At 35.4% G+C, this 16,141-nt stretch carries 20 protein-coding genes; 2 read left to right on the top strand and 18 right to left on the bottom strand.

All coding sequences use genetic code 11. The annotated features are described in order from the left end of the window. Positions 1-7: 7 nt before the first annotated feature. The 4 genes from der to MKX37_RS07495 all read right to left on the bottom strand — a co-directional run bounded on the left by der (position 8) and on the right by MKX37_RS07495 (position 3,122). Positions 8-1,318, bottom strand: coding sequence for a ribosome biogenesis GTPase Der (gene der / locus MKX37_RS07510; protein ID WP_002011811.1), 1,311 nt, complete (start codon positions 1,316-1,318; stop codon positions 8-10). 124 nt (positions 1,319-1,442) lie between these two features. Then, entirely contained in the window at positions 1,443-1,628 is a 186-nt protein-coding gene (locus MKX37_RS07505; protein WP_002086624.1) for a capping complex subunit for YIEGIA, read from the bottom strand. After that, complete coding sequence (locus MKX37_RS07500; protein ID WP_002086625.1) at positions 1,625-2,518, bottom strand: YIEGIA family protein; 894 nt, start codon at positions 2,516-2,518, stop codon at positions 1,625-1,627. Before MKX37_RS07500 ends, MKX37_RS07505 begins: the two co-directional genes overlap by 4 nt. Continuing rightward, complete coding sequence (locus MKX37_RS07495) at positions 2,511-3,122, bottom strand: YphA family membrane protein (RefSeq protein ID WP_078421988.1); 612 nt, start codon at positions 3,120-3,122, stop codon at positions 2,511-2,513. The genes MKX37_RS07500 and MKX37_RS07495 overlap by 8 nt, the downstream gene beginning before the upstream one ends. Before the next feature lie 117 nt (positions 3,123-3,239). Between MKX37_RS07495 and MKX37_RS07490 the strand changes: the two genes are divergently transcribed. Then, a complete protein-coding gene (locus MKX37_RS07490; RefSeq protein WP_000513901.1) occupies positions 3,240-3,374 on the top strand; it encodes a YpzI family protein in 135 nt (44 codons plus the stop codon). 194 nt (positions 3,375-3,568) lie between these two features. Here the strand turns inward: MKX37_RS07490 and MKX37_RS07485 are convergent, their stop codons facing one another. The 5 genes from MKX37_RS07485 to MKX37_RS07465 all read right to left on the bottom strand — a co-directional run bounded on the left by MKX37_RS07485 (position 3,569) and on the right by MKX37_RS07465 (position 8,064). Then, entirely contained in the window at positions 3,569-4,288 is a 720-nt protein-coding gene (locus tag MKX37_RS07485; protein WP_233147366.1) for a hypothetical protein, read from the bottom strand. A gap of 251 nt (positions 4,289-4,539) precedes the next feature. Then, positions 4,540-5,589, bottom strand: coding sequence for a type 2 isopentenyl-diphosphate Delta-isomerase (locus MKX37_RS07480; protein ID WP_002011801.1), 1,050 nt, complete (start codon positions 5,587-5,589; stop codon positions 4,540-4,542). 12 nt (positions 5,590-5,601) lie between these two features. After that, on the bottom strand, positions 5,602-6,750 hold the full coding sequence (gene rpsA, locus MKX37_RS07475; RefSeq protein ID WP_002126412.1) for a 30S ribosomal protein S1: 1,149 nt from the start codon (positions 6,748-6,750) through the stop codon (positions 5,602-5,604). A gap of 332 nt (positions 6,751-7,082) precedes the next feature. Then, positions 7,083-7,760: a (d)CMP kinase gene (gene cmk, locus MKX37_RS07470; RefSeq protein ID WP_002011798.1), complete on the bottom strand. Its 678-nt coding sequence runs from the start codon at positions 7,758-7,760 to the stop codon at positions 7,083-7,085. A 130-nt stretch (positions 7,761-7,890) separates the two neighbouring features. Continuing rightward, positions 7,891-8,064 (bottom strand): DUF5359 family protein, encoded by a 174-nt coding sequence (locus MKX37_RS07465; RefSeq protein ID WP_106388718.1) that lies wholly within the window; start codon positions 8,062-8,064, stop codon positions 7,891-7,893. Positions 8,065-8,276: 212 nt separating this feature from the next. On the opposite strand from MKX37_RS07465, the gene ansA reads away from it, so the two are divergent. Continuing rightward, entirely contained in the window at positions 8,277-9,251 is a 975-nt protein-coding gene (gene ansA, locus MKX37_RS07460; protein WP_078421986.1) for an asparaginase, read from the top strand. Between the two features lie 33 nt (positions 9,252-9,284). On the opposite strand, the gene MKX37_RS07455 is transcribed toward ansA, so the two are convergent. The 9 genes from MKX37_RS07455 to MKX37_RS07415 form a co-directional block, all read right to left on the bottom strand. Beyond that, positions 9,285-10,265, bottom strand: coding sequence for a YpdA family putative bacillithiol disulfide reductase (locus tag MKX37_RS07455; protein ID WP_002126406.1), 981 nt, complete (start codon positions 10,263-10,265; stop codon positions 9,285-9,287). Between the two features lie 109 nt (positions 10,266-10,374). Further along, a complete protein-coding gene (locus MKX37_RS07450; RefSeq protein WP_002011791.1) occupies positions 10,375-10,905 on the bottom strand; it encodes a peptidoglycan recognition protein family protein in 531 nt (176 codons plus the stop codon). Between the two features lie 79 nt (positions 10,906-10,984). Further along, complete coding sequence (locus tag MKX37_RS07445; RefSeq protein WP_002011789.1) at positions 10,985-11,221, bottom strand: DUF3961 domain-containing protein; 237 nt, start codon at positions 11,219-11,221, stop codon at positions 10,985-10,987. 94 nt (positions 11,222-11,315) lie between these two features. Beyond that, the gene (locus tag MKX37_RS07440) at positions 11,316-11,525 is read right to left on the bottom strand and encodes a hypothetical protein (protein WP_002126403.1); all 210 of its coding nucleotides are present in this window, start codon (positions 11,523-11,525) and stop codon (positions 11,316-11,318) included. Between the two features lie 80 nt (positions 11,526-11,605). After that, positions 11,606-12,892 carry an NAD-specific glutamate dehydrogenase gene (gene gudB / locus MKX37_RS07435; RefSeq protein ID WP_000225168.1) on the bottom strand — a complete coding sequence of 429 codons (1,287 nt, stop codon included), beginning with the start codon at positions 12,890-12,892 and terminating at the stop codon, positions 11,606-11,608. Positions 12,893-13,240: 348 nt separating this feature from the next. After that, positions 13,241-13,849, bottom strand: a complete 609-nt coding sequence (locus tag MKX37_RS07430; RefSeq protein WP_002126401.1) for a genetic competence negative regulator — start codon at positions 13,847-13,849, stop codon at positions 13,241-13,243. Between the two features lie 77 nt (positions 13,850-13,926). Then, complete coding sequence (locus MKX37_RS07425; RefSeq protein ID WP_002011784.1) at positions 13,927-14,802, bottom strand: MerR family transcriptional regulator; 876 nt, start codon at positions 14,800-14,802, stop codon at positions 13,927-13,929. Further along, positions 14,802-15,578, bottom strand: coding sequence for a metallophosphoesterase (locus tag MKX37_RS07420; RefSeq protein ID WP_002126398.1), 777 nt, complete (start codon positions 15,576-15,578; stop codon positions 14,802-14,804). Before MKX37_RS07420 ends, MKX37_RS07425 begins: the two co-directional genes overlap by 1 nt. A 71-nt stretch (positions 15,579-15,649) precedes the next feature. Beyond that, a complete protein-coding gene (locus MKX37_RS07415) occupies positions 15,650-16,129 on the bottom strand; it encodes a LysM peptidoglycan-binding domain-containing protein (RefSeq protein ID WP_002126396.1) in 480 nt (159 codons plus the stop codon). Between the last annotated feature and the right edge of the window lie 12 nt (positions 16,130-16,141).

Raw genomic sequence — 16,141 nt, 5'->3', positions numbered from 1 at the left:
CTCTCCATTAGTCTCTTGCTCTAGCGATAATGTGAATCGGCGTTCCTACAAAACCGAACGCTTCACGTAAACGGTTCTTTAAGAAGCGCTCATATGAAAAGTGCATTAATTCTGTATCGTTTACAAATATAACAAATGTTGGTGGTTTTACCGCAACTTGTGTCGCATAGAAGATTTTCAGACGGCTACCATTATGTGTCGGCGTTGGATTCATCGCTACCGCATCCATAATTACATCATTTAATACATTCGTTTGTACACGGATGCTATGGCTTTCATTTACCTCATTGATAACCGGTAATAACGTTTGTGTACGCTTTTTCGTTTTCGCAGATAAGAATACAATCGGTGCATACTCTAAAAATTGGAAATGAGCACGGATGTTTTCTTCAAATGCTTTCATTGTTTTTTCATCTTTTTTCACTGCATCCCATTTGTTTACAACGATAATAACAGCTCGTCCTGAATCATGAGCATATCCAGCGATTTTTTTATCTTGCTCAATAATTCCTTCTTCTCCGTCTAAAACGACTAAAACAACGTCAGAACGTTCAATCGCTCTAAGTGCACGAAGTACACTATACTTTTCTGTACTTTCGTATACTTTCCCTTTTTTACGCATACCAGCTGTATCGATGATTACATAATCTTGATCATCTTTACTATATGGTGTATCAACAGCATCACGTGTCGTTCCCGCTATATTACTTACAATTACACGTTCTTGACCAAGAAGTGCATTTACAAGTGATGATTTCCCTACGTTTGGACGTCCAATTAAAGAGAAACGGATTGTTTCATCGTCATACGCTTCTTCTTCAATCTTTGGAAAATGATTTGCAGCTTCATCTAACAAATCACCAAGTCCTAAACCGTGTGTACCTGAAATCGGGAATGGCTCGCCAAATCCTAATGCATAAAAATCATAAATATCACTACGCATGTCTGGATTATCAACCTTATTTACCGCAAGTACAATTGGTTTTTTAGAACGGTATAAAATTTTAGCAACTTCTTCATCTGCTGCAGTTACACCATCGCGACCATTCGTCATAAAAATGATAACATCCGCTTCATCAATCGCTACTTCCGCCTGTTGACGAATTTGTGTCAAGAACGGCTCGTCTCCAATATCAATTCCACCTGTATCAATAATGTTAAACTCATGATTTAACCATTCTCCCGCACTATAAATACGGTCTCGCGTTATACCTGGTATATCTTCTACGATTGAAACTCTTTCTCCAACAATTCTATTGAAAATAGTAGATTTCCCTACGTTCGGGCGGCCTACTATCGCTATTACTGGTTTCGGCATATACTTTCATCCTTTCAACTTGCTTCTGTTTATTATGTAAAAAACCCTTCTTTGTGCAAGAAGGGATTTGCATTCCAGAATATTTCTCAACGTATCAAAACACCTCACATTATACCACACGTTACTAATGTTTCACAATAATATATACATTATCTTGTAAGCGATGTGCAATACCATCTAAAATAGCCTCTAAATTATTTGCAACAAATTCCAGTTCCTCTGTCGACTCGCAAATAAATAAAGGGGCACCACCTGCAAATTTCTCTGGCGTTGTTGTAATGACTGCGAGAATAACACTTTCTAACATCATCTCTTATCTCCCCTTCCTTTCGGAGCTTCTGATGACATATGAACAGCACTCTCTAATGTTGGTACATTTCCGATTACCCCTATCGCTTTTTCTGCATCTTGATCTTGCGGCAGAACAAAAATCCCAACTCTCCCATCCTCTAAATCACGCTTCGCTAACGGTACAAGTGCCGGCGTTCCAGAATCTCTATATATTCCTAAAGCAACCGAAACATCATGTAAAATAGCTTGCCGTTGTCCTAAGTTTGAGATTGTAACCATCGCATCTATCGATTTCGGTTTTAAAATAAATCCCATTCCATATTTCATAATTTCTTCTTGCCTTGCTGGCAATCCAATATTCATAATGTAAATATTATCAATATAAAGTCCCGCTCCTTCAAAACGAAGTGGAACGTGCTCTATTTCTACAAGGTCATGAAGTCTTTTACCTGACATTAATTTTTTCGCAATGAAAAAACTTACTATACCAGTAATTACCCCGGCAATCCATGAATCGAATCCTATATACGCAAACGTTGTTACAAACGACGTTAACATCGCCAAGTAGTTACGACTTTCAAATACTAATGCAATTCCTTCAATGTATGTATTACCACGTGGTACGAGCTCATATCCATCTAATTGTTGAAGCGTATTTCTTTCCATATTGCGCACATCACGAAATTGCGTCGCTGCTAACGTAAGAAATGTAATTGCAGAGAAATCTTTTTTCAAAACAGACGGAATCGCAATTGCTCCTAAGGCAGCCGCAATTAATCCCATCGCGATATGAATAATTTTCCCGTGAAGCCTCGTCGGATATTGCCTCGTATCGGTACGAAGCATTAACAACCTAGTTATTGTACCTGCAATTACGCCACATAAAATAGCTGGTGTATATTCAGTCATGTATTACCCTCGCCTTTCTTTTACGTGTGTTCCTCTTAAATTGTTCCATATATACCGATGCCTTTGTAATCCAAAGTAAAATCGCCATAAATAAAGTGGAAACAGCAGCAACATCTAAAAAAGCTAAACTGCCGTATTCATAAGGAAAATGTAATTTACGAAAAATCAGCGTCACCAATAATTCTCCTTGTAACATCCCTATATATAAGGAGCATAATCGTAATATGCGATCCCCGTGCAATAAAACCGATGCATACACAAGTGCACCACTTAACAGCAACAACCTATCAACCACAATCCAAATTGGATCATATACTTCTAACAAATGAAAGCTTGTATATAACATTGCAATAATAAGTGCCGAAAGTAAGGTATATAATTTTTTCCAAATAGAATATAACGCGATACCTACAAAAGAAATAATACAAAGCAAAAGGGCATTTACCGATATTGTGAAAGAAGCAATCGTCACATTTAACGGAGAACAAATAATAAAAATTAATATACAAGCACTTATCTTCCAACGAATAGATTCCTTTTTCATAAAAAAGGTCACGACAATCCACCCTATCCAAGCAACAAAATAAAAAGTACTCCCATCCATCATTTCACCTCCTATGATTTCCATTATGGGAACTTTTTATGAAAGTTAATCCTCCTTTTCTTTGTGCATAGTTTTTCTCATAACAGCAAAACTTTTAATAAGGAGGTGTAACTCACAATGGGTAAAGATCGCCAAGAACGAAAGCTAAGAGAATCACGCCGCGTTGAATCTGATCGCGACCAATCACTTCAATATCCCGGTGCAACAAGTCTTGATACACCGGAGCAAGCTCGAAAGCAGAATCAGCATTAAATAAAGTGAAACTTCAGCGGGGGATTATTAGCCCACACCAATCAAGCTGCCCTCAAATAGGCAATACAAAAAGACGGTTTCGATATTGTACGAAACCGTCTTTTTACACAATTATTTTATTTATTTCTACTCGTAATATAATTCTTTTGTTTTCGCATTATAAACCCTATCACTTAACGAGGCATTAATCGTAACTACACCTGTTGGTTTTTAGAATATGTAATAACATAATACGTATGTAGAGAAGGATCTTTACTCTTTACCTCTACACGTACATAATCCGTCTCTCTTATCTCATTTAACTTTCGCTCAACCTCTTTTTTCGCACCTACAATATCTTCTTTTTCTCCTTTAATTTCCCTACTCACAATGGTATTTCCTTGATCAGAAAGTAATACTACTTCAGCATTACTTAAACTCACTTCATTTGGTATATTAAAATAATAAATTGTATACGAATCTTCCGATGGATTTTTGTCTTCTCCTAATTCCCTTGGCAAAATTAGTGCTTCTATTCCACTTCCTGCATTCACCGTTGGATTCCTATACAATTTATTCCCGACTGCAATTGCAATATTCGTCGTTTTAATTGCTGATTGTGCTGTTGTTGAACTAGAATCTCCTTCTCTTACATTTGAAGTTAATGAAATTTCAACCTTTTTCTTATATCCAGAAACTGCTGTATCTTCTCTTATATTTCGTGCATGGATGTTAAAATCTTCACTATTATATGTAATGCGTCCTATTGTATTTTTACTATTTGAAGATACATTATCTCCTTTTTTATTAACATCCTCATCCCCAAAATTATAGTGAATTTCCCCTTGTTTCTTTTGACTCTTAAATAGCAATCTCTTATCTTGTTTTATCGCTAACCAGCTATATAGAGAGGAATACTTTCTTACTTTTGCCATGTTTCTCTCCACAAACATGGTAAAAGTAAGAATACTCCAATAATTCAACGGCATATTTTCTACATTTCTTCATTTTTATAACCCCTTTTTTTCAATTTTAGCTTTTCTGTATGATATTTATATATACTTTTATCATAATATAAACTCTCTCTTTTTTCCATTTATAGAATTATATAGAATGATAACTTCTCGCCTTCCCTCTTCATTTTACGAAAATAAAACGCAAAAAAATCAACCGGATGGTTGATTTTTTATCGCCTACTATAATGTGCAGTGTCAATCCCTCGCTGCGCTAACCAATGGTACGTTTCACCTTTTACAACAAGAGGTACAGATTGTAACTCTTCTATCGTCTTCACGCCAAGAGCTGTCATAATAAATTTTAAATCTGTATGTAAAAGATCAATTTCATCCACTAAATTCTCAACACCATCTTGCATTAAAATACGTAAAAAGTATCCAGCAAACGCAGTTGTATTCGCCCCTAATGCGATTGCCTTCGCCACGTCAAGTGCTGTTTGTATACCCCCAGATGCAATAAAAGAGAGGTTATTATTTGTAGAGGTTGCTTCAATAATCGAGGTAGCTGTTTGTATGCCCCAGTTATTAAAATAAGAAAGCATTCGCTGTCTTCTTTCATTTTCAACAGCAGCAAAATTCGTACCACCTTGTCCGCCAATATCAATTGCTGTTATACCTATATTCGCTAACTGTTGTACTGTTTCCTTACTCATTCCAAAACCGACTTCTTTTACGATGACAGGTACTTTACTTTTTAAAACTATTTTCTCAATCCGCTGAAGTACACCAGTAAAATCACGGTCTCCTTCTGGCATCGTTAACTCCTGTATGACATTTAAATGAATTTGCAGTGCATTCGCCTCAATCATATCAACGGCACGCTCTGCCTGTTCGACAGTTGCCTCACTTCCTAAGTTTGCGAAAAAAATCCCATTCGGATTTACTTTCCTAACAACTTTATACGAAGCCGCTTCACTTTCATCTTTTAAAGCTGCCATTTGCGAACCTACAGCCATAGCAAGGTTATGATGTTTCGCTACATATGCTAATTGCTCATTAATATGTAATGTTTGCTCTCCTCCACCACCAGTCATCGCATTGATAAAAATCGGCGAACTTAGTGAAAGTTCGCCGATTTTTGTTTCACATGTTATAGTGTCATAACTTGAATTTGGCAAGCTTTGATGCACAAAATCAATATCATGAAAGCCATGCGTACGAGACTGACCAGTAGAAAGAGCATATTCAATATGATCTAATTTACGTTTTGCCCTTACCACTTGTACCCCTCTTTATTTCTTTAATTTTTTCAGTTGTTCACCAATAATATCACTTAACTGGAAAGTAGCCGAATCAGCATTTGGCTCATATTGGCTATAATCTTCTGTTACATTATTTTCTTCAAGCGTTTCTTTTATGCTTAAAGAAATACGTTTTTCTGCTACATGGACTTCAAGTACTTTCACTTTTACTTCTTGTCCCATTTCCAATACTTCATTTGGATTTTTCACGTGACGATTTGCAATTTGCGATACATGTACAAGCCCTTCAACACCAGGTAAAATTTCAACAAACGCACCGAATGTAACAAGGCGTTTTACTACTCCCTCACGAATATCTCCAGCTTTTATTTCGCCAGCAACATTTTCCCAAGGTCCTGGCTGAGCTGCTTTAATTGATAAAGAAATACGTTGCGTATCAGCATCAACAGATAACACTTTTACCTTTACCTTTTGACCTTGCTCTAATACCTCAGAAGGTTGCTCTACACGTTCGTGTGAAATTTGTGAAATGTGAACTAAACCGTCCACACCACCAACGTTAACGAAAGCACCAAAATCCGTTAATCGTTGTACTGTTCCTTCAACAATGTCCCCTTCTTTTAACGAAGAGATTGCTTCTTTTTTCTTAGAATCTAGTTCTAGTTCTACTACCGCTTTATGTGAAAGAATAACACGATTTTTTTCACGGTCTAATTCAACAATTTTCACCGCTAATGTTTTTCCTTTATAGTCAGCAAAGTCTTCTACATAATGTACTTCTACAAGTGAAGCTGGGATAAAACCACGAACACCAAGGTCCACAACTAACCCACCATTCACGATATCTTTTACAATAACATCAAATACATGACCAGAATTAAATTTTTCTTGTAATTCTACCCACGCTTTTTCTGCGTCAACAGCTCTCTTAGATAAAACAAGATCATCATCTTCTAATTTAATAATTTTCAATTCAAGTGTTTGATCTAATTCTACAACATCGCTTGCTTTTTCAATATGAACGTTAGCTAATTCACTAATCGGAATTACGCCATCTGTTTTGTATCCAACATTTACAAGAACTTGTTTCTCTTCAACTTTCGTTACAGAACCTGTAACAACGTCACCAACTTGTAATTCTTTTGAATTCATAACTTCTTCATTCATTTTCTCTACCATGGAAATACCTCCCTACAGAATTGACAAAGCATTTTTATGTATATACGAAATGAAAACAAATGTTTTCATTTGCATGTTTAAGAATTTATCATCACATATTCTGTTTCAATACAGTTCACAAGAAACTATATTAAATCTATATAAATAGTATACAGCAAAATCATCTTGAAGAAAGTATGATTTGAAATATAATAGCGAATATATTCTGACATTTTTTCCCCTCTGTAACTAACTTCTTACAAATTAGCCCATTTGTCAAGAAAAGAGACTTATAATTCACTTATCCTTTACATTTCAAAAAAAAAAAAAAGAAAGAGGATAGTCCTCTTTCTTTATTTCGCAAATACTCCTGAAACAATACCCATAATTTTTTGGACAACTTCTTCAATTGATAAAGAAGTTGTATCTAATTCCAATGCATCATCAGCTTTTTTCAAAGGAGAAACTTCGCGTTCTGAATCTAATTTATCACGCCTAGCAATTTCTTCTCTTAACTGCTCTAAATTAGAATCGAAACCTTTATTCATATTTTCTAAATGTCTTCTTTCCGCTCTTTCTTCTACAGAAGCAAGCATAAAGATTTTCACTTCAGCATCCGGTAGTACATGTGTACCAATATCACGGCCATCCATTACTACGCCGCCTTTTTTAGCTAATCCTTGTTGACGACGTACCATTTCTTCACGAACAAGACGATGCTTTGCTACAATAGATACACGATTCGTCACATCTGGCGTACGAATCACTTCAGAAACATCTTGTCCATTTAAAAATACAAGTTGTGTATTTTCCCCTTGCTGAAATTCAATATTTACATTTTTTACAACTTCCATTAACTTTTCTTCATTTTCAATATCCACTTTTTGTTCAAGGGCTGCATATGTAATAGTACGGTACATTGCGCCTGTATCAATGTAAACATATGAAAGTTTTTTTGCAACAACTTTTGCCACTGTACTTTTCCCAGCAGCCGCTGGACCATCTATAGCAATCGAAATTCGTTTATCCATTGTAACACCTCATTTTTCACTTATAAAACAAAACGAAAAGCAGGTATTTTCCCCCTGCTTCTTCTCATTTGCCTCACGTCATTAAATCCTCAATAATTGTAGCATAATCCATCATAGAAGAAAATGAAAACTACTTATTCACCTGTAAGATTTCCGCCTTATTTTTCGTGACGACACCTTCGTAATAAACAATTTTCGATAAATATTTCACTGAAGATTTATGTATAAAAAGCAGTTGGACGACAGAAAGAAAAATAAATTGAATCAGTAATATACGAATTATAATTCTCTCCACTTTTTTCAAAAAACTCACTCCTTCCCTCTCTACACTTACACATCCACTCTCATAAATTTCCATAAACAAAACCTAACCTAATAACCACTTACCGGAGCACACTTAAGGTAATTTATTTTATTGTCATTTTCTAAGCATACTTTTATACATTTTCATTGTCGAATTTACTCAAAACATGTTATGTTCTAAATGTATTTTTCAACTTGAAAGGGGTATAAGCATTGAAAAGAATCCTAGTTTTACACACAGGTGGAACAATTGCAATGGAGGAAGATAAAGAAACTGGGGTCGTACAACCAGGTAAAAAGAATCCTCTTTTAAAATTCATTCCTGATTTAGAAGGCGATGTTGATTTAATTGTCGAAGATGTGTTCCATCTTCCATCTCCTCACATGACTCCTAGCGAAATGCTACAATTGCAAGTCATCATTGACGAAAGAGTAAAACAAGACGATATTCACGGCGTAGTCATCACGCATGGTACCGATACATTAGAAGAGACAGCTTATTTTCTTGATTTAACAGTTCAAGCAACTATCCCAATCGTTGTGACAGGGGCAATGCGTTCTAGTAATGAATTAGGTGCCGATGGTCTATATAATTTCTTATCAGCTGTAAAAGTTGCTAGTAGTAATGAAGCTGCTGAAAAAGGCGTTCTAGTCGTATTAAATGACGAAATACATTGTGCTACAAATGTAACAAAAACGCACACAAGTAATGTCGCGACATTCCAAAGTCCACAGTACGGACCAATTGGCATGGTAACAAAACGTGGTGTTGTTTTCCATCATGCTTTAGTGCATCACGAAACATGCACAGTACGACAGATTTCTAAAAACGTTGTCGTTCTAAAAGCATACGCAGGTATGGATGATACATTATTATCAGCAATCGAAACACTACCAGTAGACGGAATTGTTATTGAAGCACTTGGACAAGGTAATTTACCTCCAAGAACACTTCCTAGTCTAGGGCGATTAATAGAAAAAGGCATTCCAATTGTATTAGTTTCACGCTGCTTTAACGGTATCGTTCAAGACGTATACTCTTATGAAGGTGGCGGAAAACAATTAAAAGATATGGGCATTGTTTTCACCTACGGTTTAAACGCTCAAAAGGCGCGAATTAAATTACTAGTCGCACTAGAAAACACAAACTCTCACGAAACAATCCAACATATGTTTATGCACGAATAAAAAGAAGCTGTCGAAGATTTCGACAGCTTCTTTTTATTCTTCTCTTGATGCAATGGTTTGCGCAATCGCATCTCCATGGAATCTACCGTTCTCGATAAATATTTCATTTGCGTTATTCCCCGCAGCAATTACACCTGCAATAAAAATATTTTCAGCGTTTGTTTCCATACTACCCTCTATATAAATCGGGCGCCCTGTTTCTTCATCAATCCGAACTCCCATTTTTGTTAAGAAGCTGTGGTCTGGATGGTAACCCGTCATAGCAAATACAAAATCGTTTTGAATTGTATTTGCCTCACCATCTACTGTATACGTCAACGTATGCTCAGTAATTTCTTTTACATGCGCATGGAAATGCATTTGAATTATCCCATTTCGTACTAACGCCTCAAATTCCGGCAAAATCCACGGCTTAATACTTGGCGAGTATTCCCCACCACGGTATAGAACTGTTACACGTGCACCCGATTTAACAAGCTCTAACGCTGCATCTATACTTGAATTTTTACCACCTATTACAACGACATCTCGATCAAAATAAGGGTGTCCTTCTTTGAAATAATGAGCTACTTTCTCAAGTTTCTCACCAGGTACATTCATATAATTCGGATTATCATAATATCCAGTTGCGACAACAATATATTTCGCAACATATATTTCTTTGTTTCCGTCACGCTTCGTCGTTTCAACTTTAAAAACATCACCATCTTTTTGAACTTGTTCCACTCGTTCAAATGCATTTACACGTATAGATTTACGCTTTACTACTTCACGATAATACGCAAGCGCCTGATTACGAAATGGCTTACGATTTTCTGTAATAAAAGCAACTTCACCAATTTCTAATTTTTCACTAGAGGAGAAAAATGTTTGATGAGTTGGATAATTATAAATTGCATTTACAATGTTTCCTTTTTCGATTACTAACGGATTTAACCCCACTTTTTGCAACGAAATCGCCGCTGCTAATCCGCATGGACCGCCTCCGATAATAATAACTGTTTCTTTTTGCATACTTAGTTCACTCCTAGTCTTCTACCTCTGCTCTATTTATATAAACAAGAAAAAACCTACTTACAGCAGTAGGCATCTATCTTTATTGTATTCATTTTTCATATATTTGTCATCTAAACGAAACATACATCCGATAGACATCTGCTAAAAACTGCTGAAATTTAATTCCTTGTTGCCCTAATACATTCTCAGGATCGATTTTCCGAGTAGGATCCAACGTTTTGTGTGACACAATAGCCTTTTTAGGATTTAAACCGAAATTTTGACATAAATAAGCGTGATACCACGTAAAACGAGTATACGCCTCCCAAAAGTTTACGTCGCCACCATAGCAAAGTTCAACCCCAATTGCAGCCTTATTCGCATCATAACCGAATAACTCATTATCCGTTGGCACATTGTATCGAACATGGTACGCAACTTCATTTATAGGGACAATTTCTAATATTGTTTTATCATCAATAAATGTATGCGCTGAAGCTTTCGGTTGTATTTCATTAAAGTAATCCCGATTTCCTATCGCATTGCTACCAGGGTTCCCCGTGTCATGACTTACAATAAATCTTACTTTTGAAAGAGGAATTCCTGGTCGTGAATTTCCATACCCAATATAGTTACGCTCTATAGGGAACATCGCCATTACTACCAACTCCCGCTCTAAAAAATTACCTTACTTCCTTATATATGTATTCGGTGGCAATGTCCTTATGGCATATTTCTTATGCGAAGAGAACATCGAAAATATTTGATGTGAATACCATAAATAATACAATACTTACAGCCACTCCGTAAAAACCGTAAAACCAAATACAATCTTCTTTCGTATCTAAACCGAAAAATTTATTTACCGATTGTAATAATGTGCCACGCTTGCTTTGTTTGTTTCGTAATACTTCCACTCGTTCTACAACATCTGCTGGCATCATAAATCTTTGGTCTACTGTCATTTTCATCATTTATCTCTCCTTAAAATCATTTCCGTTTTGCTTATCTAAGGAAAGTATAGCACGTTTGTTCGTATAGAACAAGCGTTCTTTTTTATTTTTTATTCTATTTTTCACCAAACCAAGTAATAATTGTGAATATAAACGCGATAATTGGTCCAACTACAACTGCACCAAATATTAAAAATAATAATCCTTCGCCGAACACCCGAACGACACTTGTTTTTCGGGCTCTCTTAGCTCTTGCAAGTTCACCCTCTAACACCTTAACCTTTTCTTCTAATTGGTCTACTCGTTCCATTATTTCATTCCCCATATACAACACCTCATTTAATACTTCAACAAAAAAACGCGATTCCCTCGAAAGGAAATCACGTTTTCTCAAAACATTATATATTATACCCAACCTCTGAAGCGACTAGCCTCAGCCATTTTACGAACACCAATCATGTATGCAGCTAAGCGCATGTTCACTTTACGAACTTGTGATGTTTCATAAATTGAATCGAATGATTTTACCATTACTTTTTCTAAACGTTGTTCTACTTCTTCTTCAGTCCAGTAGTAACCTTGGTTATTTTGTACCCACTCAAAGTAAGATACCGTAACGCCACCAGCACTTGCTAATACGTCTGGAACAAGTAAGATACCACGATCTGTTAAGATTTTTGTTGCTTCTAATGTAGTTGGACCATTTGCAGCTTCAACCACAATTTTCGCTTTAATCTTATCAGCATTTTCTTCTGTAATTTGGTTCTCAATTGCAGCAGGAACTAAAATGTCGCAATCAAGTTCTAACAGTTCTGTATTTGAAATTGTATTATTAAATAGTTTTGTTACAGTACCAAAGCTATCGCGACGATCTAGTAAGTAGTCAATATCTAATCCATTCGGATCATGTAATGCACCGTAAGCATCTGAAATTGCAATTACTTTCGCGCCTGCATCATGCATAAATTTAGCTAAGAAGCTACCCGCATTACCAAATCCTTGAACAACAACGCGTGCACCTTTAATATCAATGTCACGTTTTTTCGCAGCTTCACGAATACAAATTGTTACACCTTTTGCAGTCGCTGTTTCACGTCCGTGTGATCCACCTAATACAAGTGGTTTACCTGTAATAAATCCTGGTGAATTAAATTCATCGATACGGCTATACTCATCCATCATCCATGCCATAATTTGTGAGTTTGTAAATACATCTGGAGCCGGAATATCTTTTGTCGGACCAACAATTTGGCTAATTGCTCGTACATAACCGCGGCTTAATCTTTCTAATTCACGGAAAGACATCTCACGTGGGTCACAAATGATTCCACCTTTACCTCCACCATATGGTAAATCAACAATACCACATTTTAAACTCATCCAAATAGAAAGTGCTTTCACTTCATTTTCTGTTACGTTTGGATGGAAGCGAATTCCACCTTTCGTTGGACCAACAGCATCATTATGTTGTGCACGATATCCTGTAAATATTTTAACAGTCCCGTCATCCATACGAACTGGAATTTTCACTGTCATCATACGAATTGGTTCTTTCAATAATTCATATACTTCGTTTGGATAACCCAATTTTTCTAATGCTTCATTAATTACAATTTGTGTTGAATTTAACAATTCAAAATGTTGTTCCCCTTGTTGTTGTGTTTTCGTTTGAGTTCCCTTTTCGGCTACCATAGTAAGTAAACCCCCTGTAATTTCACTTGTTTAGTAAACCTTCATTGCCTAGTATACACCGTTAAATTTGGAATGCAATAGAAAACGCTAACAAATATATACAAACTATTTTGTATTGCAAGCGTTTTCACTATTATTATAGTCCTTTTATTGCTTTTAGAAAAGTAAAATACTTAAATATTTAAATATTTTTTATTTTCATCAAAATACATTCGATAAAACCATTATTTCATCAAGAAATACTGATTACATTTTAACATACAGATCGGCTAGTCTTGTTACCTACACTTCGTTTTATAGATTTTAGATTTTCAGCTGAATAAAAATAAAACCTCAAGCTACGTTACATTAGCTGAGGTTTTGTTTTTTCACAAAGTAATTGTATATTTGTTCAATCGCTTGAGAATCCATTAATTCTTTACCATATTCCATTACGCGGTAAATTGTTGCTGTTGACGGATTACCGTACTCCGCTAAAATAGCTATAAAATCCGCCTTCAATAATTGAAATTGCTCTTCTTCTTCTATCCAAAGATAAAAACGATCATCCCACGTATACAACTTCCCATCAGTTACACCAAGGTTATATAAGCGATTTGACAAATTGATTACATCATCTAATGTAGCAAACTCGTAAAGTATATGTTCACTTTCATCAAGAGTCACTTGCATTTCAATAAACTCGTCACGGAACTCATCTTCTGTGTCCACTTCGTAATTTTCTTTTGTTACAATTACAACCATACCTTGAGCTTGTAGAGAAAATACTTCAACAGCAATCGGTCCATCCGCTTCAAACCCTAATTCTGTATTTGCTTCTTGCATCATATCACGGAATAATTGCTGTACTTTCGGTGCATTTCTCCACAAATCTTCTTTCGTTAATCCTCGTTCAGATAAATCATCAAATGTTAGGAAAATTTTAATCTTATTATAATTTAAACGTTCCAGTCTCATCTCATACCCTCCCTACGTAACCATTGCATCTAATTTTTATTATATGAAATAGAAAATAGATGGTTCTTTTCGAACGACTATTCCGGCATCTTTAACCATCCATCCCATTCTTCTTTCGTGTTACCAATTAGGATATTTTGAAGATTTAATTGATCTCCAATGCCTTTTCTTCCTATAAAACCACCAGAGATGTTTTCATTTTTTTCTTGCAACAAGTCAATAAATTCTACTGCCTCTTCAAGTTCTCGTTCATCATCAAAAGATATAAACAAATATTTAGGTTGTAATTGTTCAATAGCTAGTAAAATACCTTCTTCATCTAAACTTGTCCCCATATACATTGTTTGATATCCTTTTAGTCGTAAATACGTCGCGAAAATAAATCCTTTTAATATATTATTTTCTAAAACGAAAACTTTGTTAACGGAAGAATACACCGACGCATTATGATAGATCATTCCTAAACGTGTTTGTAAGAATGATACAACATATTTGAATTGCGACATTGTAATCTCATTATTACTTTTTAAAGTTAACAACTTGTTTGCCACTTGAAGAATGATGCTTGCAACAACCTTTTCCGTTGAATATATACTAAAAACCTCGTTTAATAATGCAGAAATTGTAATTTCATCAAATTCTAACAAAGCTTGTAGTATATCGTCCACTAAAACAACTTCTGTATCAGTAATTTTTTCTTTTTGAACGTTGTTCTGCAACCGATTCCCTTCTAATAACTGAACTGCTTGTCCAATCATCATCCCCTCAGAAACTTTGTTCATTAACCATTTCAAAATATGAATATGCTCTTCTGTATATAAACGATGCCCCGCACGATTTCTCTTTGGGGCAATAATATGATAGCGTCTTTCCCATGCGCGAAGTGTACTCGGTTGAATTCCGAGTATATTTGAGACAGCTTTTATATTATATTTTCCATTTGAATTCGGCATTATTTCCCTCCGCATAACGTAATGATATGTGTTTGGGAAGGTGCCCGAAAACGAAGAGGGAACAATGTTGTTCCATACCCATTACTAACAAAGAGAGTCGTATTAGAATGCTTATATACGCCACCCTTTAAATACTTTTCAGATGGAAACAACCGAATCTGGCCTCCATGTGTATGTCCACTTAATACGAGCGAAATTTGTTCATTACCAGACATTTTCTTTATTATATCTGGGTTGTGACTAATTAAAATGCGAAAACCTTCTTCTTTACAATCAGACAACGCTAAATCTAAACGATCTCGTTCTAATCCAACATCATCGATACCGAGTAAGCAAATTTTCTCTCCTAATTCAGATTCAAATACAACTCTTGTATTATCTAATACCTTCACATTATTTTCTATTAATAAAGCATCTAATTCGTGATATTCAATTTCATAGTCATTATTTCCCCATACAAAATATACAGGGGCTATTTCTCTTAACTTTTGAATATTTAAAGAGATTTGCGATAAAGGTACTCCTTTTTCAGCTAAATCACCGCCAATAATTACGATATCTGCTTTTCCTTTCACTCGTTCAATTAGCGAGCTAGAAATGATCCTTCTATGAATATCCGAAATAAAAAAAACTTTAACTTTTTGAAAACTTTCCGGAAATTCTTCGAATACTAAAGTATGTTCCAACACTGTATTACGCATCGCTTCTTTATACATTCCAAGAAGACATACAAAACCAATGCATATGAGAGTACATAATAATATAATCCATGACATATATTTTTTACTCTCCCTCCTCGTAAAGTATAGTCCTTAATTTTATGTGGAGCTATATATCACTCATTTAGCTAGCTCTCATACTTCGTGGACTTATCTTTTATAGGAATTTTCAATTCTTGTCCTACCTTCACTTCGTCTTCTTGTAAATCATTATACTTTTTTATTATTTCTATCCCATCTTCATCTGAGAAATATTGCTTCGCTATACTTTCTAAAGTTTCTCCATCTTTCACAACATGAGTTGCTACTTTCTCAGGCTGCTTCTTTGATTCAGTCTTAGCGGAATCAAAGAAAATTACTTCAAACGCACTTTTCTCAGCATTATTACTATCACTTTTTACCTGTATATACTTATCCGTATACCATAGGATACTAATAGGTAACAATATGAACAAAAATGTTAACACTCGGACGAAAATGTGATTCATTTTAAACTTTGGTTTGTTCTCTTTATTTCTATGAATTTCACTACGCGGCGGTAAACTTTCATCTTCTTCCACTTGCTCAACTTCTAACTCCTCTTCAAAATCAGGAATTCGTTTTCTCATGTTGTTCACCAC

The sequence above is a fragment of the Bacillus sp. FSL R5-0709 genome, assembly GCF_038004785.1.
GTDB lineage: Bacteria > Bacillota > Bacilli > Bacillales > Bacillaceae_G > Bacillus_A > Bacillus_A mycoides.
The sequence above is the reverse complement of the archived record's forward strand: the minus strand, read 5'-3'. Positions and strand labels throughout refer to the sequence as shown.

Bases quoted from the DNA above. Each gene is read 5' to 3' on its own strand.
- MKX37_RS07445 (WP_002011789.1), bottom strand. From the start codon at position 11,221: ATGATGAAAATGACAGTAGACCAAAGATTTATGATGCCAGCAGATGTT.
- MKX37_RS07450 (WP_002011791.1), bottom strand. From the start codon at position 10,905: ATGGCGATGTTCCCTATAGAGCGTAACTATATTGGGTATGGAAATTCA.
- MKX37_RS07440 (WP_002126403.1), bottom strand. From the start codon at position 11,525: ATGGGGAATGAAATAATGGAACGAGTAGACCAATTAGAAGAAAAGGTT.
- MKX37_RS07485 (WP_233147366.1), bottom strand. From the start codon at position 4,288: ATGGCAAAAGTAAGAAAGTATTCCTCTCTATATAGCTGGTTAGCGATA.
- MKX37_RS07490 (WP_000513901.1), top strand. From the start codon at position 3,240: ATGGGTAAAGATCGCCAAGAACGAAAGCTAAGAGAATCACGCCGCGTT.
- cmk (WP_002011798.1), bottom strand. From the start codon at position 7,760: ATGGATAAACGAATTTCGATTGCTATAGATGGTCCAGCGGCTGCTGGG.
- MKX37_RS07495 (WP_078421988.1), bottom strand. From the start codon at position 3,122: ATGGATGGGAGTACTTTTTATTTTGTTGCTTGGATAGGGTGGATTGTC.
- MKX37_RS07500 (WP_002086625.1), bottom strand. From the start codon at position 2,518: ATGACTGAATATACACCAGCTATTTTATGTGGCGTAATTGCAGGTACA.
- MKX37_RS07420 (WP_002126398.1), bottom strand. From the start codon at position 15,578: ATGTCATGGATTATATTATTATGTACTCTCATATGCATTGGTTTTGTA.
- rpsA (WP_002126412.1), bottom strand. From the start codon at position 6,750: ATGGTAGAGAAAATGAATGAAGAAGTTATGAATTCAAAAGAATTACAA.
- MKX37_RS07430 (WP_002126401.1), bottom strand. From the start codon at position 13,849: ATGAGACTGGAACGTTTAAATTATAATAAGATTAAAATTTTCCTAACA.
- MKX37_RS07455 (WP_002126406.1), bottom strand. From the start codon at position 10,265: ATGCAAAAAGAAACAGTTATTATTATCGGAGGCGGTCCATGCGGATTA.
- MKX37_RS07415 (WP_002126396.1), bottom strand. From the start codon at position 16,129: ATGAGAAAACGAATTCCTGATTTTGAAGAGGAGTTAGAAGTTGAGCAA.
- der (WP_002011811.1), bottom strand. From the start codon at position 1,318: ATGCCGAAACCAGTAATAGCGATAGTAGGCCGCCCGAACGTAGGGAAA.
- gudB (WP_000225168.1), bottom strand. From the start codon at position 12,892: ATGGTAGCCGAAAAGGGAACTCAAACGAAAACACAACAACAAGGGGAA.
- MKX37_RS07505 (WP_002086624.1), bottom strand. From the start codon at position 1,628: ATGATGTTAGAAAGTGTTATTCTCGCAGTCATTACAACAACGCCAGAG.
- MKX37_RS07425 (WP_002011784.1), bottom strand. From the start codon at position 14,802: ATGCCGAATTCAAATGGAAAATATAATATAAAAGCTGTCTCAAATATA.